This is a genomic window from Cronobacter universalis NCTC 9529 (genome assembly GCF_001277175.1).
In the GTDB taxonomy this organism is placed as follows: Bacteria; Pseudomonadota; Gammaproteobacteria; order Enterobacterales; family Enterobacteriaceae; genus Cronobacter; species Cronobacter universalis.
Genome location: NZ_CP012257.1, coordinates 3,014,980 through 3,035,920, shown reverse-complemented (window position 1 = coordinate 3,035,920; position 20,941 = coordinate 3,014,980). Strand labels below are relative to the sequence as shown.

Annotated in this window: 21 protein-coding genes and 1 tRNA gene; 16 read left to right on the top strand and 6 right to left on the bottom strand. The window is 58.9% G+C overall.

Annotated elements, in window-relative coordinates; translation table 11 throughout:
* Position 1: 1 nt before the first annotated feature.
* The 3 genes from alsS (at position 2) to AFK65_RS14000 (ending at position 3,003) form a co-directional block, all read left to right on the top strand.
* On the top strand, positions 2 to 1,681 hold the full coding sequence (alsS, locus tag AFK65_RS14010; protein WP_032805572.1) for an acetolactate synthase AlsS: 1,680 nt from the start codon (positions 2 to 4) through the stop codon (positions 1,679 to 1,681).
* 20 nt (positions 1,682 to 1,701) lie between these two features.
* On the top strand, positions 1,702 to 2,472 hold the full coding sequence (locus tag AFK65_RS14005; RefSeq protein ID WP_007700187.1) for a (S)-acetoin forming diacetyl reductase: 771 nt from the start codon (positions 1,702 to 1,704) through the stop codon (positions 2,470 to 2,472).
* Between the two features lie 171 nt (positions 2,473 to 2,643).
* Positions 2,644 to 3,003, top strand: a complete 360-nt coding sequence (locus AFK65_RS14000; RefSeq protein WP_007700171.1) for a putative T6SS immunity periplasmic lipoprotein — start codon at positions 2,644 to 2,646, stop codon at positions 3,001 to 3,003.
* A gap of 121 nt (positions 3,004 to 3,124) precedes the next feature.
* Here the strand turns inward: AFK65_RS14000 and aqpZ are convergent, their stop codons facing one another.
* The 5 genes from aqpZ to AFK65_RS13980 form a co-directional block, all read right to left on the bottom strand.
* Entirely contained in the window at positions 3,125 to 3,820 is a 696-nt protein-coding gene (gene aqpZ, locus AFK65_RS13995; protein ID WP_007700167.1) for an aquaporin Z, read from the bottom strand.
* Between the two features lie 354 nt (positions 3,821 to 4,174).
* Positions 4,175 to 4,792 carry a hypothetical protein gene (locus AFK65_RS21865; RefSeq protein ID WP_115185103.1) on the bottom strand — a complete coding sequence of 206 codons (618 nt, stop codon included), beginning with the start codon at positions 4,790 to 4,792 and terminating at the stop codon, positions 4,175 to 4,177.
* A 408-nt stretch (positions 4,793 to 5,200) separates the two neighbouring features.
* The gene (locus tag AFK65_RS13990) at positions 5,201 to 5,683 is read right to left on the bottom strand and encodes a DUF523 domain-containing protein (RefSeq protein ID WP_007700162.1); all 483 of its coding nucleotides are present in this window, start codon (positions 5,681 to 5,683) and stop codon (positions 5,201 to 5,203) included.
* 413 nt (positions 5,684 to 6,096) lie between these two features.
* Positions 6,097 to 6,171 (bottom strand) — tRNA-Arg (locus AFK65_RS13985).
* 76 nt (positions 6,172 to 6,247) lie between these two features.
* A complete protein-coding gene (locus AFK65_RS13980) occupies positions 6,248 to 7,198 on the bottom strand; it encodes a formate/nitrite transporter family protein (protein WP_038856618.1) in 951 nt (316 codons plus the stop codon).
* A gap of 198 nt (positions 7,199 to 7,396) precedes the next feature.
* Between AFK65_RS13980 and ccmA the strand changes: the two genes are divergently transcribed.
* From ccmA to mlaA, 10 genes are read left to right on the top strand one after another with little or no spacing between them, the layout of a single operon-like run.
* Positions 7,397 to 8,011 carry a cytochrome c biogenesis heme-transporting ATPase CcmA gene (ccmA, locus tag AFK65_RS13970; protein ID WP_038856620.1) on the top strand — a complete coding sequence of 205 codons (615 nt, stop codon included), beginning with the start codon at positions 7,397 to 7,399 and terminating at the stop codon, positions 8,009 to 8,011.
* Positions 8,008 to 8,667: a heme exporter protein CcmB gene (gene ccmB, locus AFK65_RS13965; RefSeq protein WP_038856621.1), complete on the top strand. Its 660-nt coding sequence runs from the start codon at positions 8,008 to 8,010 to the stop codon at positions 8,665 to 8,667. Before ccmA ends, ccmB begins: the two co-directional genes overlap by 4 nt.
* A gap of 40 nt (positions 8,668 to 8,707) precedes the next feature.
* The gene (locus AFK65_RS13960) at positions 8,708 to 9,439 is read left to right on the top strand and encodes a heme ABC transporter permease (protein WP_007700151.1); all 732 of its coding nucleotides are present in this window, start codon (positions 8,708 to 8,710) and stop codon (positions 9,437 to 9,439) included.
* Positions 9,436 to 9,630 (top strand): heme exporter protein CcmD, encoded by a 195-nt coding sequence (ccmD, locus tag AFK65_RS13955; RefSeq protein ID WP_023898331.1) that lies wholly within the window; start codon positions 9,436 to 9,438, stop codon positions 9,628 to 9,630. Before AFK65_RS13960 ends, ccmD begins: the two co-directional genes overlap by 4 nt.
* Positions 9,627 to 10,106 carry a cytochrome c maturation protein CcmE gene (ccmE, locus tag AFK65_RS13950; RefSeq protein WP_038856623.1) on the top strand — a complete coding sequence of 160 codons (480 nt, stop codon included), beginning with the start codon at positions 9,627 to 9,629 and terminating at the stop codon, positions 10,104 to 10,106. Before ccmD ends, ccmE begins: the two co-directional genes overlap by 4 nt.
* Positions 10,103 to 12,052 (top strand): heme lyase CcmF/NrfE family subunit, encoded by a 1,950-nt coding sequence (locus tag AFK65_RS13945; RefSeq protein ID WP_038856624.1) that lies wholly within the window; start codon positions 10,103 to 10,105, stop codon positions 12,050 to 12,052. Before ccmE ends, AFK65_RS13945 begins: the two co-directional genes overlap by 4 nt.
* Positions 12,049 to 12,606, top strand: a complete 558-nt coding sequence (locus AFK65_RS13940; protein ID WP_007700142.1) for a DsbE family thiol:disulfide interchange protein — start codon at positions 12,049 to 12,051, stop codon at positions 12,604 to 12,606. Before AFK65_RS13945 ends, AFK65_RS13940 begins: the two co-directional genes overlap by 4 nt.
* A complete protein-coding gene (locus AFK65_RS13935; RefSeq protein WP_038856625.1) occupies positions 12,603 to 13,055 on the top strand; it encodes a cytochrome c-type biogenesis protein in 453 nt (150 codons plus the stop codon). The genes AFK65_RS13940 and AFK65_RS13935 overlap by 4 nt, the downstream gene beginning before the upstream one ends.
* An 11-nt stretch (positions 13,056 to 13,066) precedes the next feature.
* Entirely contained in the window at positions 13,067 to 14,251 is a 1,185-nt protein-coding gene (gene ccmI / locus AFK65_RS13930; RefSeq protein ID WP_369835006.1) for a c-type cytochrome biogenesis protein CcmI, read from the top strand.
* 23 nt (positions 14,252 to 14,274) lie between these two features.
* Entirely contained in the window at positions 14,275 to 15,030 is a 756-nt protein-coding gene (gene mlaA, locus AFK65_RS13925; protein ID WP_007700126.1) for a phospholipid-binding lipoprotein MlaA, read from the top strand.
* 125 nt (positions 15,031 to 15,155) lie between these two features.
* Here mlaA and fadL read toward each other — a convergent pair whose 3' ends face one another.
* Complete coding sequence (gene fadL, locus AFK65_RS13920; RefSeq protein WP_032805565.1) at positions 15,156 to 16,505, bottom strand: long-chain fatty acid transporter FadL; 1,350 nt, start codon at positions 16,503 to 16,505, stop codon at positions 15,156 to 15,158.
* A gap of 358 nt (positions 16,506 to 16,863) precedes the next feature.
* Here fadL and AFK65_RS13915 point away from each other — a divergent pair, with 358 nt between their 5' ends.
* From AFK65_RS13915 to fadJ, 3 genes are all read left to right on the top strand, one after another.
* Positions 16,864 to 17,148: a YfcZ/YiiS family protein gene (locus AFK65_RS13915; protein ID WP_007700119.1), complete on the top strand. Its 285-nt coding sequence runs from the start codon at positions 16,864 to 16,866 to the stop codon at positions 17,146 to 17,148.
* Between the two features lie 168 nt (positions 17,149 to 17,316).
* Complete coding sequence (gene fadI, locus AFK65_RS13910) at positions 17,317 to 18,627, top strand: acetyl-CoA C-acyltransferase FadI (protein ID WP_038856627.1); 1,311 nt, start codon at positions 17,317 to 17,319, stop codon at positions 18,625 to 18,627.
* Positions 18,627 to 20,780 carry a fatty acid oxidation complex subunit alpha FadJ gene (gene fadJ / locus AFK65_RS13905; RefSeq protein ID WP_038856630.1) on the top strand — a complete coding sequence of 718 codons (2,154 nt, stop codon included), beginning with the start codon at positions 18,627 to 18,629 and terminating at the stop codon, positions 20,778 to 20,780. The genes fadI and fadJ overlap by 1 nt, the downstream gene beginning before the upstream one ends.
* Positions 20,781 to 20,941: the final 161 nt, after the last annotated feature.

Below are 20,941 nucleotides of genomic sequence, written 5' to 3'. Positions count from 1 at the left end.
GATGGATAACGAAAACCGGATGCGCCAGTGGGCGCATGGCGCCGACATGGTCGTCGGCCAGCTTGAAGCCCAGGGCGTAAAACAGGTCTTCGGCATTCCCGGCGCGAAGATCGATAAGGTCTTCGACTCCCTGCTGGATTCCACTATCCAGATTATCCCGGTGCGTCACGAGGCGAATGCGGCGTTTATGGCCGCCGCCGTCGGGCGTATCACCGGCAAAGCCGGGGTGGCGCTGGTCACCTCCGGGCCGGGGTGCAGCAACCTCATTACCGGCATGGCGACCGCCAACAGCGAAGGCGACCCGGTGGTCGCGCTCGGCGGGGCGGTGAAACGCGCGGATAAAGCGCGCCAGGTGCACCAGAGCATGGATACCGTGGCGATGTTCAGCCCGGTCACCAAATATTCTGTTGAAGTCTCGTCCTCGGACGCTATCGCCGAAGTGGTTTCCAACGCCTTTCGCGTGGCGGAGCACGGCAGACCGGGCAGCGCCTTTGTCAGCCTGCCGCAGGATATTGTCGATCAACCGGCGCAGGGCAACATTCTGCCGGCGGGCAACGCGCCGAAGCTGGGGCCTGCGCCGGATGCGTGTATCGACCACGTCGCCGGGCTGATTCGCAACGCCAAAAACCCGGTCATCCTGCTGGGCCTGATGGCGAGCCAGCCGGAGAACAGCCGCGCGCTGCATCGCCTGCTGGAGAAAAGCCATATTCCGGTCACCAGCACTTATCAGGCGGCGGGCGCGGTGAATCAGGAGCACTTCACGCGCTTTGCGGGCCGCGTCGGGCTTTTCAACAACCAGGCGGGCGACCGCTTGCTGCATCTGGCGGATCTCATCATCTGCATCGGCTACAGTCCGGTGGAATATGAGCCAGCCATGTGGAACCGCGGCAACGCGACGCTGGTGCATATCGACGTGTTGCCAGCCTATGAAGAGAGCCACTACGCGCCGGAAATCGAGCTGGTGGGGGACATCGCGGGCACGCTGGAGAAACTGGCCGGGCGTGTTGAACAGCCGCTGGTGTTAAGCGATCGCGCGTCTGAAATTCTTGTCGACCGTCAGAACCAGCGCGAGCTGCTGGCGCGCCGGGGCGCGCAGTTAAACCAGTTCGCCCTGCATCCGCTGCGCATCGTGCGCGCCATGCAGGACATCATCAATAACGATGTGACGCTCACCGTGGATATGGGCAGTTTCCACATCTGGATCGCGCGCTACCTCTATAGCTTCCGCGCCCGTCAGGTAATGATTTCCAACGGTCAGCAGACCATGGGCGTGGCGCTGCCGTGGGCCATCGGCGCATGGCTGGTGGAGCCGTCGCGTAAAGTGGTGTCTGTTTCCGGCGATGGCGGTTTCCTGCAATCGAGCATGGAGCTGGAAACCGCGGTGCGCCTGAAAGCCAATGTGTTACACATCATCTGGGTGGATAACGCCTACAATATGGTGGCGATACAGGAAGAGAAAAAATATCAGCGGCTCTCGGGCGTGAGCTTCGGGCCGGTGGATTTCAAAGTTTACGCCGAAGCGTTCGGCGCTGCCGGGTTCGCGGTGGAAAGCGCGGAAGCGCTGGAGCCGACGCTGCGCGCCGCGATGGATGTCGACGGGCCGGCGGTGGTCGCCATTCCGGTGGACTACAGCGATAACCCGCTGCTGATGGGCCAGCTCCATCTCAGCCAGATTCTCTGACTTACCAAAAGGAACGGATTATGAAAAAAGTAGCACTGGTGACCGGCGCAGGGCAGGGGATTGGTAAAGCCATCGCCCTCCGACTGGTCAAAGACGGTTTTGCGGTCGCGATTGCCGATTACAACGCCGAAACGGCCAATGCCGTGGCGCAGGAAATCAACGAGCAGGGCGGCAGCGCGGTGGCGGTGACCGTGGATGTGTCGAAACGCGACCAGGTGTTCGCCGCAGTAGAACAGACCCGTAAAGCGCTCGGCGGCTTCGACGTTATCGTCAACAACGCCGGCATCGCGCCGTCAACGCCGATTGAGACCATCACCGAAGAGGTGATCGACAGGGTCTACAACATCAACGTCAAAGGCGTTATCTGGGGCATGCAGGCGGCGATTGAAGCGTTCAAAGCCGAAGGCCACGGCGGGAAAATTATCAACGCCTGTTCGCAGGCGGGCCACGTCGGCAACCCGGAGCTGGCGGTTTACAGCTCCAGTAAATTCGCGGTGCGCGGCCTGACCCAGACCGCCGCGCGCGATTTAGCGCCGCTCGGCATCACCGTCAACGGCTTCTGCCCGGGCATTGTGAAAACCCCGATGTGGGCGGAAATCGACCGTCAGATCTCCGAAGCCGCCGGCAAACCGCTCGGCTACGGCACTGAAGAATTCGCCAAACGCATCACGCTTGGCCGCCTCTCCGAGCCGGAAGATGTCGCCGCCTGCGTCTCGTTCCTGGCAGGCCCGGATTCCGACTACATGACCGGTCAGTCACTGCTGATCGACGGCGGTATGGTATTTAGTTAATCCTTATCATCTACCTTTTTTCGGCATGTCCGAAAACCCACCGTTATTGCGGTGGGTTTTTTTATGGCGAGGTAAAAGGTTTATTCGTGGTGTTTAATGATGTTGCTGCGATTATCTGTTGAGCGATATTCTCCGTCTTTAGCAGGAATTGCCACCGGACGAGGCTGACAGATGAAAGAACACCTCCTGAAGTTTTCATTAGTACTGCTGGCAGGCTGCGCAGGGCCGGGCGATCGTTTACCGGATATCCAGCCGGGTCATGTAGAAATGAACGGCAATACGCCCTGCATCACTTATGCGGTTAAGGCTGGCGATCGTCTCTCATTCGTTGAAATCGCAAATCACAGCGGCGCGGTTGACAGTTTTCGAAAAAGCGTGCGTGAAGAGAGGGTATATCCGCAACTGGGGCAGTGTCTGCCGACGCTGGGTTATCATTTCGAAAGCGGCAATAAGTATGTTGCGTATTACAGTGTGGATAATGCTGGCAATGAACGAGAACGCATTATTGAAGTGAACTTTTTGATGCCATAAGTTCGCCAGGGCAGCCATTACCGAGCAATAAAAAGCCCCTTTCGGGGCTTTTAAATAAAGACGTATAGCGTTTATACCAGGCGCTCAATAATACCGATTTGCCCGCAGCAAATGACTGTATTTAGTCTTTGCTCTGCAACAGGAAGCGATAAATCAGACCGCCCACTACGCCGCCCACCATCGGGACTACCCAGAAAACCCACAGTTGCCGTAAAGCCCAGCCGCCCTGGAAAATAGCGACAGCGGTGCTTCTCGCTGGGTTCACCGACGTGTTGGTAACAGGAATGCTGATTAGATGAATCAGCGTCAGGGCGAGACCAATCGCCAGCGGCGCAAATTTCGCCGGCGCGTTTTTATCCGTTGCGCCATGGATAATCAGCAGGAAGAACGCCGTCAGCACCAGTTCAGTCAGGATGGCCGCCGAAAGGCTATAACCATCCGGCGAGTGTTCGCCATAGCCGTTGGCGGCAAAGCCGCTCGCGACGGCGTCAAAGCCCGGCTTACCGCTGGCAATCGCATACAGTACGCCTGCGGCGGCAATACCGCCGATGACCTGGGAAATAATGTAGGGGATCACGTTCTGAAAGGTAATACGCCCACCCGCCCATAAACCCAGCGTGACGGCCGGGTTAAAATGACCGCCGGAAATATGCCCTACGGCATACGCCATGGTCAGGACGGTCAGACCAAACGCCAGCGCAACCCCTGTAAAACCAATGCCCAGTTCAGGATACGCCGCAGCAAGCACCGCGCTCCCGCAACCACCAAATACCAGCCAGAATGTGCCGAAAAATTCAGCCGCACATTTTCTCAACATATCAATGTTCCTTATTTATATTATTACCGATAACTGTTTATTTAACGGCGGAACATCATAGCGTTTGAAATTAATAACGGAACCGGGCGTTATTCTTAATCAGGAAGCAGATATTACGAGCTGTGCAGAGATGATTGTTTTTTGTGAATTAAACAGAACTATTTGATATTGTGTTATAGTTTTGTTGAGTTTGTGTGTAATCTAAAAGGGAACATTGAAAGGTGCGTAGTATACGGCCCGCTCCAGGCGTGCGTGATCAGAGTTTTATTTACTTTATTTTTACTCGATACTTTTTAATTTCATATTCTGGTGACGTATCTTAATAATATTAAAATTTTCTCTTGAAAATGACTACTATGTCCAGGCGTTACAGAAAGCTTCATATTCGGCATTAAGATCAAGTAATTCAGAATCTGAAAATATCTCATGGTCTGACAACCCCTGGTAACGCGGTGCTTCGTGTTCTTCTGTAATTTTTTTATAACGATTTTTCAGTCCTGAGATGAGTTCGTCTGGGATATCGTTATCATTCGACGGATCATTTTTAGCGCAAACTAAATAAAACATTGCAGCTTTTAAGGGATGTAAAGATAACGTTGAATGGTTTTCACATAAATAGTTAATTGCGCAGGAACTGTGTGTGTCTGACAGAAGGAGGCTATCGAGACAAAAGGATTTAAAAAGTCCATTCTGTATAAACGTCGACTCCACTATTTTCTTTCTGAAATACATTGATGTTTCTTTATCGATCATGTCAAGCTTACTCAGATAACGATCGGCCTCTTCTGAACCTTCATCTTCACAATCACAATTGATATGCCATGGGTCTATGTAACCTTGTTTAAGATAAAGGATCAAACCATCAATCAGTTTGTTTTTTAATTCCAGAGGCGTTTCATTTTTGGTTAACCTGCAGGAAGTATGCACTGCTAAATGTGTGTAACGATAAAAATAAAAAGAATAAGTGCACATCGTTTTTATACAGGTCGTGGCTTCTATAAGATAATAGTACCCGAGGCGACACCGGTAAGCACACTTTTTTGTCGCGTTTTGAATGATGCGTTAGCCAGGCCGGTATTCTCGCGGCGGAGTGACAGCATCCGAAATCGTATTTATCGTTTAAAATTCGCAGATTGCACAGGATAATTTTTCCCTGATCGCAATTTACAGCGGGTAATCTTGCCCGATTGCGAATCCTTTGGCGGTTGACGATAACGCCTTATCGGCTCTGTATGTTGAAAAATTTAAAGGGGTTCTGGCAAAGAGGGATACTCTCAAATCTGAACAGGCAAAGGAGAAAGCGATAGCCTCCAGCGCATAAAGGCTGACGAAAGTAACAGATAAGCCCTGATTCCTTTTAGTATCTCGAAGAGAATATATTCAGCGTTCTTTCGCATCAATCCATGCAATTAAATCGGCGAGGTTATGCTCAGAAAAAACGGCTATACCATGTGCAGAGAGTAGCGATGCTGCGACGCCCATACCTGACTTACGCCGGCCACTAAATGAACCGTCATAGATAAACTGGCTACCGCATGTCGGGCTGCCGTCCGTTAACAGCGCAGCGGTACAGCCCGCATCCTGCGCCGTGCGTAGCGCCAGCCAGGCGCCAAGCTGATAGTGCTCTGTTACGTCTTTTCCTGTAATTTCAATTATTCTGTCCTGAGTTTTATTATCACCAGAAACAATCTCAGCCGGAGGGCGTGGGGTGGGTAAACCCGCGGCCAGTTCAGGACAGTGGATCACAAGACGCTGCTCTTCCTGCCAGCGCCGCAGCTGATTGATCATCTGTGCTTTTTCGCTCCCGTCGTAGCGCACTTTGAATCCCATCAGACAGGCACTTACCAGGATTTTATTTATCATCGTAATTGGACATCAGGTCTAATGATACTTAAATGATATCAGCTTCGCTTTTACATAAAAATGCCTTTGGCCGCACCTGTTTATATTATGGGAAGTTTAGGGACGTCCGGATCAGTCTCACCACTATTCAGCTGCAAGGTGCCGCACCGCAGCCACAAAAATAATGGCCGGATTTCAGTATCTGTTTTTCTAAAAACACCGGGGAGAAAAATTTTACTCACCGGTCCAGCACCAGAATCAGACTCTACGCATCGTCGTTTAATTACAGGGAAAAGTCAGATGTCACGGTTTGCAGGTAAAAATATATTAATTACGGGGTGACCAGTGGTATTGGTCTCGCGGGTGCCTGTCAGTATTGATTCAGTGCAGAACGACGGTGCGCAACCTGAAGCGGCCGTTGCACGGGCAAAAAATGGCGTCCCCTGCAGGAATCGAACCTGCAACTAGCCCTTAGGAGGGGCTCGTTATATCCATTTAACTAAGGGGACGAGGCGGCGTCAGTATACCGATTTTTACACCGCCGTTAAGGGCTTAGCCGCCTGTTCGGTTAAACAATCGCCATCGTCAGCCTTTTTGTGAGCCGCGCCCGGTTTCGTTTTCACGCGCGGCCTTTTCCTTTTTCAGGCGCGCTTTCTCTTCCGATTTCTTCTTATTGCTCATGTCGTTACGGATCTGCGCATGGCTTAACAGCGCGAAGATAAACGTACCGCCGATGATGTTGCCCGCAAGCGTCGGCAGGGCGAACGGCCAGAAGAATTCGCTCCAGTGAATGGTGCCGTTAAAGACGAGATAGAGGATCTCGACGGTGCCGACCACGATATGCGTTGTGTTGCCAAGCGCGATAAGCCAGGTCATCAGGATGATCACCACAATCTTCGCCGCACCCGCAGACGGGAACATCCACACCATCGTCGCGATGATCCAGCCGGAGATAATCGCGTTCGCGAACATCTCGCCCGGCGAGTTGTGCATCACTTCCATGCCGATAGTCACAAACGCGTCGCGCGTCGCCTCATCAAAAATCGGCATAAATTCAAACGCCAGCGCCGCAAGGCCGGTGCCGACGATATTCCCGAGCAGCACAACGCCCCAGAGCCGCAGCAACAGCAGCATATTGGTGCCGGTCGGGTTCTGCATCACCGGCAGCACCGCCGTGACGGTGTTTTCGGTAAAGAGCTGCTGGCGCGCCATGATGACGATGATAAAACCAAAGGTGTAGCCGAGGCTTTCCAGCAAAAATCCGCCGGGAATGCCTTCCAGGTGGACGTGGAAAATGCCTTTGGCGAGCAGCGACGCGCCCATCGACAGCCCGGCGGCGATGGCCGACCAGAACAGCGCCATCGCGTCGCGCTCCATCTCTTTCTCGCCGTCCTGGCGAATATGCTCGTGGATCGCCATCGCGCGCGACGGCAGGGCCTCTTCATCCACTTCTATCTCTTCGCCGCTCTTTTTTTCTTCACTCTCGACTTCCAGCTCATCCGCGTCGTCGATTTTTTCCTCGCCGATTTTGTCCATATGGGGCTCCTGTCAGGTTAGGGGGCTTCGTTAAGCGTAGCGCGTCGGCGGACGTTATCAGGAAAAACAGACAATTCGGCCTGCGCGGTGGCGATTTTGCGCGCTATCGCGCAGGGTTTCGCCGCCTGCGCGGCGCGTGAGGTGGCCGCGTCATTGCCCTGTGGTACTATTCCCGACTCGCCTGAAAGGAGCCGCCCCATGTTAGAAGCCCGGAATCTTGCCTGCCTGCGCGACGAGCGGTTGCTGTTTCGCGCGCTCTCGTTTCGCGTGTCGCCGGGCGAGATTGTGCACCTGACCGGCGCGAACGGGGCCGGGAAAACCTCGCTGCTGCGCCTGCTGGTGGGGCTGGCGCGCCCGGAAGAGGGCGAGGTGTACTGGCGCGGCGAACCGCTGGCGCGCACGCGTTCAGCCTTTCATCAGGAATTGCTGTGGCTCGGCCATCTGCCGGGCATCAAAGCGGCGCTCACCGCCGATGAAAATCTCGCGTTTTATCACTCGCAGACCCGGCGCGAGGCGCGCTGGCAGGCGCTCGCCGCCATCGGGCTTGGCGGGTATGAGGATCTGCCGGTTGAGCAGCTCTCAGCAGGCCAGCAGCGCCGCGTGGCGCTGGCGCGTCTGTGTCTCAGCGACGCGTCGCTGTGGGTACTGGATGAACCGCTGACGGCGCTTGATGCCGCAGGCGTGGCGACGCTGACGGCGCGTCTGGAGGCGCACGCGGCACGCGGCGGGGCGGTAATAGTCACCACTCACCAGCCGCTGGCGCTTACTGGTGCGCATCGTACATTAACCCTGACGCCGGAGCCCGCCGCATGATGGGCCGCATTATTCGCCGCGAACTGCGTCTCGCCGCGCGTCACCAGGCTGAACTCCTCAACCCGCTGTGGTTCTTTCTGGTGGTAATTGTATTGTTCGCGCTCGGCGCAGGCCCGGAGCCGCAACTGCTGGCACGCATAGCGCCAGGCGTGGTGTGGGTCGCGGCGCTGCTCGCCTCGCTGCTGGCGATGGACCGGCTGTTTCGCGACGACGCGCGCGACGGCGCGCTCGAACAACTGATGCTGCTGCCAACGCCGCTGCCTGTGGTGGTTATCGCGAAAGTGACCGCTCACTGGGTGGCGACCGGACTGCCGCTGGTCGTGCTCTCGCCGCTGGCGGCGCTGCTGATGGGACTGAACGGCCATGCGGCGCTGACGCTGCTGTTGACGCTGTTGCTCGGTACGCCGACGCTGAGCTTTCTCGGCGCGCTGGGCGCGGCGCTGACGGCCGGGCTGCGGCGCGGCGGCATCCTGCTGAGCCTGATTATTCTGCCGCTGGCGATCCCGCTGCTCATTTTCTCCACCGCCGCGGTGGACGCTGCCGTAATGCAGCTTCCGGTCGGCGGCTTTTTCGCGATCTCCGGCGCGTTTTTGACAGCAAGCGTCACGCTTTTGCCGTTCGCCACCGCAGCGGCGCTGCGTATCAGTATTCAGTAGGCCTGCGCGTGCGGGCGATAACGTTTATGTGAGCAACAACATGTGGAAATTCTTACACCCCTGGGCGCGGCCTGAACGGCTTTACGGGCTCTGTCGACGGCTGACGCCGTGGTTCGCGTGGCCGTGCGTCGTGATGCTCGCGATTGGCTGCGTCTGGGGTTTTGTTTTCGCGCCGCCCGACTACCAGCAGGGCGACAGCTACCGCATCATGTATCTGCACGTTCCGGCGGCGATGGGATCGATGGGCATTTACGCCTCAATGGCGGTCGCGGCGTTTATCGGGCTGGTGTGGCAGAACCGGGCGGCCGATCTCGCCGTGATGGCGATGGCGCCGGTGGGCGCGGTCTATACCTTTATCGCGCTTGCGACCGGCTCCGCCTGGGGTAAACCGATGTGGGGCACCTGGTGGATCTGGGATGCGCGGCTCACTTCCGAACTGGTGCTGCTGTTTTTATACGCGGGCGTCATCGCGCTCTGGCACGCCTTTGACGACCGCCGCCTCGCGGGCCGCGCCGCGGGCGTACTGGTGCTGGTGGGCGTGGTGAACCTGCCCATTATTCACTACTCGGTGGAGTGGTGGAACACGCTGCATCAGGGCTCCACCAATATGCAACAGAGCATCGACCCGAGCATGCGCGCGCCGCTGCGCTGGAATCTCGCCGGTTTTCTGTGCCTGTTTGTCACGCTCACGCTGATGCGCCTCGGCAATCTGCTGTTGCTTCAGGAGCGCCAGCGCCCGTGGGTGGCGGCAGTGCTGGAGAAAAAATCATGACCGCCGCGCTGACTACGTTTTTCCTGATGGGCGGCTACGCCTTTTACGTCTGGCTGGCGGTGGCGATGACCGTTATTCCGCTGGCGCTGCTGATAGCGCATACGCGCCTGGCGCGCCGCGCGCTGCGCCGGGATATCGCGAAACGTCAGGCGCGCGAGCGCCGACGCCAGGGCGCGGAGGTGTCGCGATGAACCCGCGTCGTAAAACGCGCCTGTGGGTCGCGCTCGTGGTGCTGGCGAGTCTCGGGCTGACGCTTGCGCTGGTGCTCTACGCGCTGCGCGCCAATATCGATCTCTTCTATACGCCGGGCGACATTCTCTACGGCAAAGGCGCTGCGCAGGAGAAACCAGAACCGGGCCAGCGGCTGCGCGTCGGCGGCATGGTGATGCGAGGGAGCGTGAAGCGCGACAGCCAGAGCCTGAAGGTGAGCTTCCGGCTCTATGACGCGCGCGGCGCGGTGGATGTCGATTACGACGGCATCCTGCCCGATCTCTTTCGTGAGGGCCAGGGCGTAGTGGCGCAGGGCGTGCTGGGCGACGATCATCGTATTCACGCCCGAGAAGTGCTGGCGAAGCATGACGAAAATTACACGCCGCCGGAGGTGAAAGCGGCGATGGACGCCAACCACTCGCGCCCGGCAGCGGCGTATAAGGATATCCGCCCGTGATGCCGGAAATCGGAAACTTCTTGCTGTGCCTCGCCGCAGGCCTCGCGCTGCTGCTCACGCTCTGGCCGCAGTGGGGCGCGATGCGTCAGGCGCCGCGGCTGATGGCGCTGGCGCACCCGCTCGCCTGCGCGCTTTTCGCCTGCCTGCTGGGCGCGTTTCTTATCCTCGTGCATGCCTTTGTGGTGAATGATTTCACGGTGCTCTATGTGGCGAGCAACTCCAATACCGAGCTGCCGGTCTGGTATCGCGTGGCCGCGACCTGGGGCGCGCACGAAGGCTCACTATTGCTGTGGGTGCTGCTGATGGGCGCGTGGACGCTGGCGGTCGCGATGTTCAGCCGCGCCATGCCGCAGGAGGCGATCGCCCGCGTGCTGTCGGTGATGGGCGGGATCAATTTCTGCTTCCTGCTCTTTATTCTGCTGACCTCAAACCCTTTTACGCGCACGCTGCCGGAATACCCGATTGAAGGGCGCGATCTCAACCCGCTGTTGCAGGATATCGGGCTGATTTTTCATCCGCCGCTGCTGTATATGGGCTATGTCGGGTTTTCGGTCGCGTTCGCCTTTGCCGTGGCGTCGCTCTTAACCGGGCGGCTCGACACCGCCTGGGCGCGCTGGTCGCGCCCCTGGACGCAGGCGGCGTGGGTGTTTCTGACCATCGGCATTGTGCTTGGCTCCGCCTGGGCCTATTACGAACTCGGCTGGGGCGGCTGGTGGTTCTGGGACCCGGTCGAAAACGCCTCGCTGATGCCGTGGCTCGCGGGCACCGCGCTGATGCACTCGCTGGCGGTCACGGAAAAGCGCGGCAGCTTCCGCGCCTGGACGGTACTGCTCGCCATCACCGCCTTTTCGCTCTGCCTGCTCGGCACATTCCTGGTGCGCTCCGGCGTGCTGGTCTCCGTGCACGCGTTCGCCTCCGATCCGGCGCGCGGCATGTTTATTCTGGCGCTGCTGGTGATTGTTATCGGCGGCTCGCTGCTGCTCTATGCCGTGAAGGGCGGCAGCGTCAGGGCGCGGGTGGGGAATGCGCTCTGGTCGCGCGAAAGTTTTCTGCTCGGCAACAATATTCTGCTCATCACCGCCATGCTGGTGGTGCTGCTCGGCACGCTGTTGCCGCTGGTGCATAAGGCGCTGGGGCTTGGGTCGATTTCCGTCGGCGCGCCGTTTTTTAATGTGCTGTTCAGCGCGCTGATGGTGCCGTTCGCGCTGCTGCTCGGCGTCGGGCCGCTGGTGCGCTGGCGGCGCGATGAGCCGCAAAAGCTGCGCCGTCGCCTGCTGGCGGCGCTGGTCGTTACGCTCGCGGCCTCACTGCTATTGCCCTGGCTTTTGCAGGACAGCATCAACGCGATGACGGTCGCCGGGCTGATGATGGCGGTCTGGGTGCTGGCGCTGACGCTGATGGAGCTGCTCGAGCGCGCCACGCACCGCCACAGCCGGTGGCGCGGGTTAGTGAAATTAAGCCGCAGCCAGTGGGGAATGACGCTCGGGCATGTGGGGCTTGCGGTAACGGTTATAGGCATCGCGTTCAGCCAGAACTACAGCGTGGAGCGCGACGTGCGCATGACGGCGGGCGACAGCGTCGCTATTCATCATTACCGCTTTGTGTTTCGCGAGGTGCGCGGCGCGCAGGGGCCGAACTGGCGCGGCGCGGTCGGGATTATCGATGTGCTGCGCGACGGTAAACCCGAGGCTACGCTGCGCGCCGAAAAGCGCGCCTATAACAGCAACCGCGTGGTGATGACCGAAGCCGCCATCGACGGCGGGCTGACGCGCGATCTCTACGCGGCGCTCGGTGAAGAGCTCGACGACGGCAGCTGGGCGGTGCGGCTTTACTACAAACCGTTTGTCCGCTGGATCTGGTATGGCGGGCTGCTGATGGCGCTCGGCGGGCTGCTTTGTCTGCTTGATCCGCGTTACCGGCTGAAAAAAATCCAGGAGGCCGCATGAGACGCCGCATTTTACTGATCCCGCTGGCGCTGTTTCTGCTGCTCGCCGCCGTGCTGTTCTGGCAACTCACGCGTAACGCGGCGGGCGATGATCCGTCTCAGCTGGAATCCACGCTGGTGGGCAAACCGCTGCCCGCGTTCCGGCTCGCCGCGCTTGATGACCCGAACGTGACCTACGATCGCGCCGCCCTTCTGAACGGAAAACCGCTGCTGCTTAACGTCTGGGCGACCTGGTGCCCGACGTGCCGCGCCGAGCATCAGTTTCTCGACGGGCTGGCCGCGAACGGCGTGCGGATCGTCGGGCTTAACTATAAAGACGATCGCGCTAAAGCCGTGGCGTGGCTCAATACGCTCGGCAACCCTTACGCGCTCAGCCTGTTTGACGGCAGCGGAATGCTGGGGCTGGATCTGGGCGTGTATGGCGCGCCGGAGACGTTTGTTATCGACGGGCGCGGCGTGATTCGCTATCGCCACGCGGGCGAGCTGAATGACCAGGTCTGGCGTCAGGACGTCAAACCACTATGGGATGCGCTGAATCAGGAGGTCGAGCCGTGAAACGTCTGTTAGCTCTGCTGGCTGGCCTGCTGCTGGCATGTCATGTTTCTGCCGCCATCGACGCGTACCCTTTTCAGAACGAGGCGCAGGAGCGGCAGTTCCGCGAGCTGACCAGCGCGCTGCGCTGCCCGAAGTGCCAGAACAACAGCATCGCCGATTCCGGTTCGATGATCGCGGCCGATATGCGCCAGAAGGTCTATGAGCTGATGCAGCAGGGGCAGAGCCGCGAGCAGATTGTGGCGTATATGGTGGCGCGCTACGGGAATTTCGTGACCTACGATCCGCCCGTCACGCCCGGCACGATCCTGCTCTGGCTGCTGCCCGCGCTCTTTGCGGCAGGCGGCGTTGCCGTACTGGTGGCGCGCGCGCGCCGCGAGCCTCTCGCGCTTGATGAAGACGAACAGGAGCGGCTGCGCGCGCTGCTGAATGAAGAAGGAAAACGCCCGTGAGCGCGTTAATCATGGTTATCGTCGTCCTGCTGGCGGGCGTTGCGGCGCTGGTCTTCTGGCCGTGGCGCGACAAGCGCGCGATCAGCCGCGATGCGCTGAACCGCACGCTCTATTATTCGCGCCTGCGGGAGCTTGACGAGGAGCCGCCCGAGGCTCGTCAGGCGCTAGAGGTGGAGTTGCAGCACAGCCTGCTGGCGGATATTCCCGGGCCGCGCGCGCAGAAAACGAGTCATACGGGTAATGGTGCGTTGCTGGCAGGCGTGCTGCTGGTTGTGGCGGTGAGCGGCGGGCTGTTCATGGCGACGCATAGCCTTAAACAGGTGAATGACTGGCAGGCGGCGGCGCGCGAGACGCCGGCGCTTGTGGCGCGCGTGATGGACCCGCACGCGGCGCCGCTCACGGTGGAGGAGCTGACGCGCCTCGGGCTTGGGCTGCGCACGCGTTTGCAGGACGACCCGCATAACGGCGCAGGCTGGGCGATGCTCGGGCGCATCGGTATGGTGCTCAATAACGCCGATACCGCCACAGAGGCGTTTAAACGCGCCTGGCAGCTCAATTCGCAAAGCACCGAAGCGCGGCTCGACTATGCTGAAGTGCTGGCGCGCTCAACGCAGCCGGACGATAACCGCCTCGGCGAGCAAATGCTAAAAGAGGTCGCGGCGCAGGCACCTGATAATCTGCGCGCGCAGGGGCTGCTCGCCTTCAGCGCGTTTCGCCAGCAGCGCTATACAGAGGCGATTGCCATCTGGCAGGCGATGGTGGCGCGCCTGCCGCCGGACGATGCGCGCCGTGCGGCGGTAATGCGCGGCATTGCGCAGGCGCGGGTGGACAGCGGCATGGACAACGCGAGACTGGCTGTTAAAATCACGCTCTCACCCGTTTCGAAAAAAGCCTTGCCGGATAAAGGGATACTCTTTATCAGCGTGACGGATGGCGCATCAAACGTACCGGTGTTGGTGAAAAAATTGCCGCTGGGCCATTTTCCGCTGACAATTACGCTTAATGACGCCGACGCGATGCTCCCGGACCGGGGGCTTGAACACGTCACGCAGGGCATCGTGAAGGTGCATATTTCCCGGGACGGCAACGCGGCCGTGCAGCCGGGAGACTGGACAGGCGAGCGCCGTTTCACCACGCTCAATCCGGCTTCGCCGGTGGAAGTCCTGGTCGCGCCTTCGCCATCAGGAGCGGGTTAGTTACTATTTACAGGGAGACTGCTATGAACTTTCGCCTTACCGGGCTTGCGCTGGCGGCCACGCTTTTAGTGGGCTGCGCCAGTTCGTCAGAGCCGCAGCAAGGGCGTTCCGACCCCTTCGAAGGGTTCAACCGCACCATGTTTGCCTTTAACTATGACGTGGTGGACCCTTATGTGCTGCGCCCGGTGGCTGTCGCCTGGCGCGACTACGTGCCGCAACCGGCGCGCAACGGGCTGGGCAACTTCACCAGCAACCTGGAAGAACCCGCTTCGATGCTTAATAAATTCCTGCAGGGCGACCCCTACCAGGGGATGGTGCACTTCACCCGTTTCTTCCTGAATACCCTGCTGGGGATGGGCGGTTTTATCGACGTGGCCGGTATGGCGAACCCGAAACTGCAGCGCGAAGAACCGCACCGTTTCGGCAGCACGCTTGGCACCTATGGCGTCGGTTACGGGCCGTATGTGCAGTTGCCGTTCTACGGCAGCTTTACGCTGCGTGAAGATGTCGGCGATATGGCGGATACCACTTATCCGGTGCTCTCCTGGCTGACCTGGCCGCTGTCGCTCGGTAAATGGGCGGTGGAAGGCGTGGAGACCCGCGCGCAACTGCTGGATTCCGACGGCCTGCTGCGCCAGTCTTCCGATCCTTACATTCTGGTGCGTGAGGCCTACTTCCAGCGTCACGACTTTATCGCCAATGGCGGTAAGCTCAAGCCGAATGAAAACCCGAACGCGCAGGCGATCGAAGGGGATCTTAAGGATATCGATTCGGAATAAAACGCCGGATGCGACCATTCTTAAGGTAAATAAAAAAAGCGGGCCGGGGCTCGCTTTTTTATTTCTGAACGATAAGGCGCAATAAAAAAGGCGAGCCGCAGCTCGCCTTTGTCGTGATATTTCTATCAGAAACGGTAGTTAAAGTTCATGCCATACAGCCAGGCTTTACCTTCAGATTTGAAGGTGTACGAGCCTTCGGTGAATTCAACATGCTGGCCGTGCATATAAGACACACCGGCATCCACAGAGGCGTCTTCATTGAAGGCGTAAGTTGTACCGGCGCTCAGCCAGAGACGATCCTGGTCAGGAATCGAGATGGAGCGCTGCTGCTCTGGCACCGGGCTGTCATCAAAGGCGATACCGGTACGGAAGGTCCAGTTGTCGTCCATATAATAGGTGGTGCCAAGGGCGATGCGGTATGCGTCCCGGTATTTTTCTTCTTTCTTAAACAGCGTATCGCCGTTGTTGTTGGTCGCTTTCAGCTCCTGGAACTGGCTCCAGCTGGTGTAGGTCAGGCTATAGTGAATCGCCCACTGCGGCGCGATACGGTTATAACCAGAGACTTCCCACATTTCAGGCAGGTTCAGGGTCAGCGAGCCGCCGGTGGTGCTGCCGCCTGTGCCGTAAGGAAGACCAAGACCCAGTGCGGCGTTAACAGGATTCAGACCTGCCGGCAGGCTGCTCTTATAGTCGCCGTCAAAGTCGATTTTCACTTCTGACCGGTAAGTCAGTGCGTAGCGGTTGTTCTTATCCAGCTCATAAAGAATACCGGCGTTCCAGCCAAAGCCCCACTCGTCGCCTTTAAGATGCGCAATCTGGGTATCGCTGGTAACGCCAGCCAGTGACTGTGCCGTCTGGGGATCAATCAGACCTGCTTGCACAAGGCCCGGTAAGCTTGGGCCGAGGCTTTGTGTAAGATCGCCCGCGTAACGCTCGATTTTCGCGCGCGCATACACGGCGTCGAAGCCCACACCGAAGCTCCAGTGGTTATCGAGGCGATAGGCGCCGCTGAGGTTCAGGTTGAGCGTTTCGAGGTCGGTTTTGCCGCCTACGGAACCTGCCGCATAGTCGTTGTTATATTCAGTCGCAAGGCCATAGTTGGAGGTGACGGACGCCCCCCAGCCAAACTGCTCGTTAATCGGCGCGACAAAGTGCAGGTTTGGCACCCAGGCGGTCGGCGCGATGTTATCGGCGTCCAGGCTGCGGCCCGTACGGGATTGACCAGACACATTCACATCCGGGTCGACGAAAATCGCGCCGCCGGAGAATGTCGGGCGATCGAACATGGTAATCAGCGCCGGGTTACGGCTGACGTTGCCTGCGTCATCCGCCATAGCGCCTTCACCGGAATAGGCACGGCCCAGACCGGAGGCAGAGAATTCGTTTAACTGGAAACCTGCGGACCAGGCCTGAGAAGACACGATTGCCACTGCGACTGCTAAAGCAGATTTGGTAAACAGGGTTTTCTGGCGCATGACCATAACCTCATCCATTTATTTTTATTCAAATAATGTTACGTGACGTAACAGGAGCGCGGAGTGTAGGGTCTGAGGTACGGCATGGAAATCAGACCAGTGGCGAGAGTATAGGTTCGACCAGCAGAGATGTTGCAAGTATGTTTATAAGTTTTTTCAATTGTGATCTAAGAAACGCGATCCGTTTAGCAAATTTTCGGGGTGCGCCAATTCATCAATCTGGTGATTATTGCGTTAGATCATTTTTAAGTGTGATTTCGGTCACTTATAAGCGTAAACGGGAAGAACAGGTAGAGCGGTTGCAGCGCGGGGCGTAAAATAGCCTTATCTCTTTTCAGGAAATACAGAGGAAATCACCATGACCAAATGCAGTGCTGATGAAACCCCGGTTTGCTGCTGTATTGATGTAGGCACCATTATTGATAACACCGACTGCGTCGCCTCTTACAGTCGCGTGTTTGAAAACCGCGCCGACGCCGACGCCACGCTCGCGGCGCTCACCGCCAAAGCGCGTGAAGTCGAATCCGAGCCGTGCCAGATCACCCCGCGCTTTACCGAAGAAGCCGATGGCGTGCGTCTGGATATCGATTTTGTTTTCGCCTGCCAGGCGGAAACTGTCATTTTCCAGTTAGGCCTGCGTTAATCCTGCCGCTTACGCCCCGGCCTCGCCGGGGCGCATTTCTTGTTACGTAATTCGTGTTTTGCCTCGCAATTTTTCCTTTATGTGATTGGCTGAATGTAAAATTCTGGTTAAAACTGTTATCAGGTCAGACCACTTAATACATCTTTAGCCTTTTCACAGGGGAACGTTATGAGTCAGGCACTACCGCTGGTCACCCGTCAGGGGGATCGCATTGCCATTGTCAGTGGGTTACGCACGCCTTTCGCCCGTCAGGCGACGGCGTACCACGGCGTTCCGGCGGTCGATCTCGGTAAAATGGTGGTCGGCGAACTGCTGGCCCGCAGCGAAATCCCGCCTGAAGTTATTGAACAGCTCGTCTTCGGCCAGGTGGTGCAAATGCCGGAAGCGCCCAACATCGCGCGCGAAATCGTGCTCGGCACCGGCATGAGCGTCCATACCGACGCCTACAGCGTCAGCCGCGCCTGCGCCACCAGTTTTCAGGCGGTGGCGAACGTCGCCGAAAGCCTGATGGCGGGCACTATCCGCGCCGGGATCGCCGGCGGGGCCGATTCTTCCTCCGTGCTGCCTATCGGCGTCAGTAAAAAACTGGCGCGCACGCTGGTGGACGCGAATAAAGCCCGCACCGCCGGGCAGCGCCTGAAGCTCTTCTCGCGCCTGCGTCTGCGTGACCTGCTGCCGGTGCCGCCCGCCGTGGCGGAATATTCCACCGGGCTTCGCATGGGCGACACCGCCGAGCAGATGGCGAAAACGCACGGCATCACCCGCGAACAGCAGGACGCGCTGGCGCATCGCTCGCACCAGCTGGCGGCGCAGGCGTGGGCGGAGGGCAAATTGCGCGATGAAGTGATGACCGCTTACACGCCGCCGTACCGCGAGCCGCTCAGCGAAGATAACAATATCCGCAAAACCTCGTCGCTGGCCGATTACGCGAAACTGCGCCCGGCGTTCGACCGTAAACACGGCACCGTGACTGCCGCCAACAGCACGCCGCTCACCGACGGCGCGGCGGCGGTGATTCTGATGACGGAATCCCGCGTCCGCGAACTCGGCCTGACGCCGCTCGGCTATCTGCGCAGCTACGCTTTTACCGCGGTGGATGTCTGGCAGGACATGCTGCTGGGCCCGGCCTGGTCGACGCCGCTGGCGCTGGAGCGCGCCGGACTGACGATGGCCGATCTCACGCTTATTGATATGCATGAGGCTTTCGCCTCGCAAACGCTCACCAACCTGAAGCTGATGGCGAGCGAGCGTTTCGCCCGCGAGGTGCTGGGCCGCAGCCAGGCCACCGGCGAAGTAGATGAAAGTAAATTTAACGTGCTCGGCGGATCTATCGCCTACGGGCACCCGTTTGCCGCCACCGGCGCGCGAATGATCACCCAGACGCTCAATGAACTACGCCGCCGCGGCGGCGGTTTCGGGCTGGTCACCGCCTGCGCGGCGGGCGGGCTCGGCGCGGCAATGGTACTGGAGGCCGAATAATGGAATCGACATCCGCATTTGTTTTACAGATGCGCCCGGACAACGTGGCGGTGGTGACCATCGACGTGCCGGGCGAGAAAATGAACACGCTGAAAGCGGAATTTGCCCGCGACGTGCGCGCCATCGTGAAAACGCTTCGCGACAACCGCGATCTCGCGGGCGTGGTGTTTATCTCCGCCAAGCCGGATAACTTTATCGCCGGCGCGGATATCAACATGATCGCGCACTGCCAGAGCGCGCAGGAGGCCGAAGCGCTGGCAAGCCAGGGCCAGCAGATCATGGCGGAGATCCACGCGCTGCCGGTGCATGTGGTCGCGGCTATTCACGGCGCATGCCTCGGCGGCGGGCTGGAGCTGGCGCTCGCCTGCCACAGCCGCATCTGTACCGACGATGCGAAAACGCAGCTCGGGTTGCCGGAAGTGCAGCTGGGGCTGCTGCCGGGCTCCGGCGGCACGCAGCGGCTGCCGCGCCTCGTTGGCGTCAGCACCGCGCTTGAGATGATACTGGCGGGCAAACAACTGCGGCCGCGTCAGGCGCTGAAAGCCGGGCTGGTGGATGATGTGGTGCCGCAGTCTATTCTGCTGGAAGCCGCTGCCGAACTGGCGAAAAAAAGCCGTCCCGCGCCGCGCCGCCTGCCGGTGCGCGAGCGTCTGCTCGCCGGCCCGCTTGGTCGTGCGCTGCTGTTTCGCATGGTCACGCAGAAAACGCACCAAAAAACCCACGGTAACTATCCGGCGTCGCAGCGCATTATTGACGTGGTGCGCACCGGCCTTGAGCAGGGCAGCGCCAGCGGTTATCAGGCCGAGGCCCGCGCCTTTGGCGAGCTGGCGATGACGCCGGAATCCGCCGCGCTGCGAGGGCTGTTCTTCGCCACCACCGAGCTTAAAAAAGAGACCGGCAGCGAGGCCGCCCCGCGCGCGCTGCATTCTGTCGGCGTGCTGGGCGGCGGGTTGATGGGCGGCGGGATCGCCTATGTCACCGCCACCAAAGCCCGGCTACCGGTACGCATTAAAGACATCAACGAAAAGGGCATTAACCACGCGCTGAAATACAGCTGGGATCTGCTTGAGAAAAAAGTGCGCCGCCGTCATCTGCGCGCCAGCGAGCGCGACGCGCAAATGGCGCTGATCTCCGCCAGCACCGATTACCGAGGGTTTCACCAGCGCGATATCGTGGTGGAAGCGGTTTTCGAAGAGTTAACGCTTAAGCAAAACATGGTGGCGGAAATCGAAGCGCATACCGCGCCGCACACGATTTTCGCCTCTAATACCTCGTCGCTGCCTATCGGCGATATCGCCGCCGGCGCCGCGCGCCCGGAGCAGGTCATCGGCCTGCACTACTTCAGCCCGGTGGATAAAATGCCGCTGGTGGAAGTTATCCCGCACGCGGGCACCAGCGCGGAAACCATTGCCACTACTGTGCAGCTTGCCAAAAAGCAGGGCAAAACGCCGATTGTGGTGGCCGACTGCGCCGGGTTCTACGTGAACCGCATTCTGGCTCCTTACATTAATGAGGCGATGCGCTGCCTGATGGAAGGGGAGAGCATTGAGAAAATCGACGAGGCGCTGGTCAAAAGGGGCTTTCCGGTCGGCCCGATCCAGCTGCTGGATGAGGTCGGGATTGATGTCGGCACCAAAATTATGCCGGTGCTGGAGCGCGCTTACGGGCCGCGATTCAGCGCGCCGGGAGACGCCGTTGCAGCAATTTTGAATGACGATCGCAAAGGCAGAAAAAATGGCCGCGGTTTCTATCTTTATCCGGCGAAAGGGCGTAAAAGCAAAAAGCAGGTTGACCCTGCGGTTTACGGGCTTATTGGCGTTAAACCGGGCGGGAAGCTGAGCGGCGAGGAGATTGCCGAGCGCTGCGTCATGATGATGCTTAACGAGGCGGCGCGGTGTCTGGATGAAGGTGTGGTGCGATCTGCGCGCGACGGCGATATCGGCGCGGTGTTTGGCATCGGTTTTCCGCCGTTTCTTGGCGGCCCGTTCCGGTATATGGATACGCTCGGCGCGGCGGCCGTGGTGGCGACGCTCACGCGTCTTTCCACCCGTTACGGAGACCGTTTTACCCCGTGCGACAGGCTGTTGCGCATGGCGCAGACCGGGCAAACATTTTGGCACGCGGGGAACCCGCAGGCTGAAACGACGGTCTGATATAGCGTAGTTCCTGGCTTCGAAAACGCAGCGCTGGCTAATTTGTAAACAGTGATTGACTATACTTACGTCAATAAGGTAAAAAACAGCGTTTCATTCGAAGTACGGATCAGGCACAATGCCCGACCGCCAGACGATACCCTTAAAAAGCGCGCTGCTTT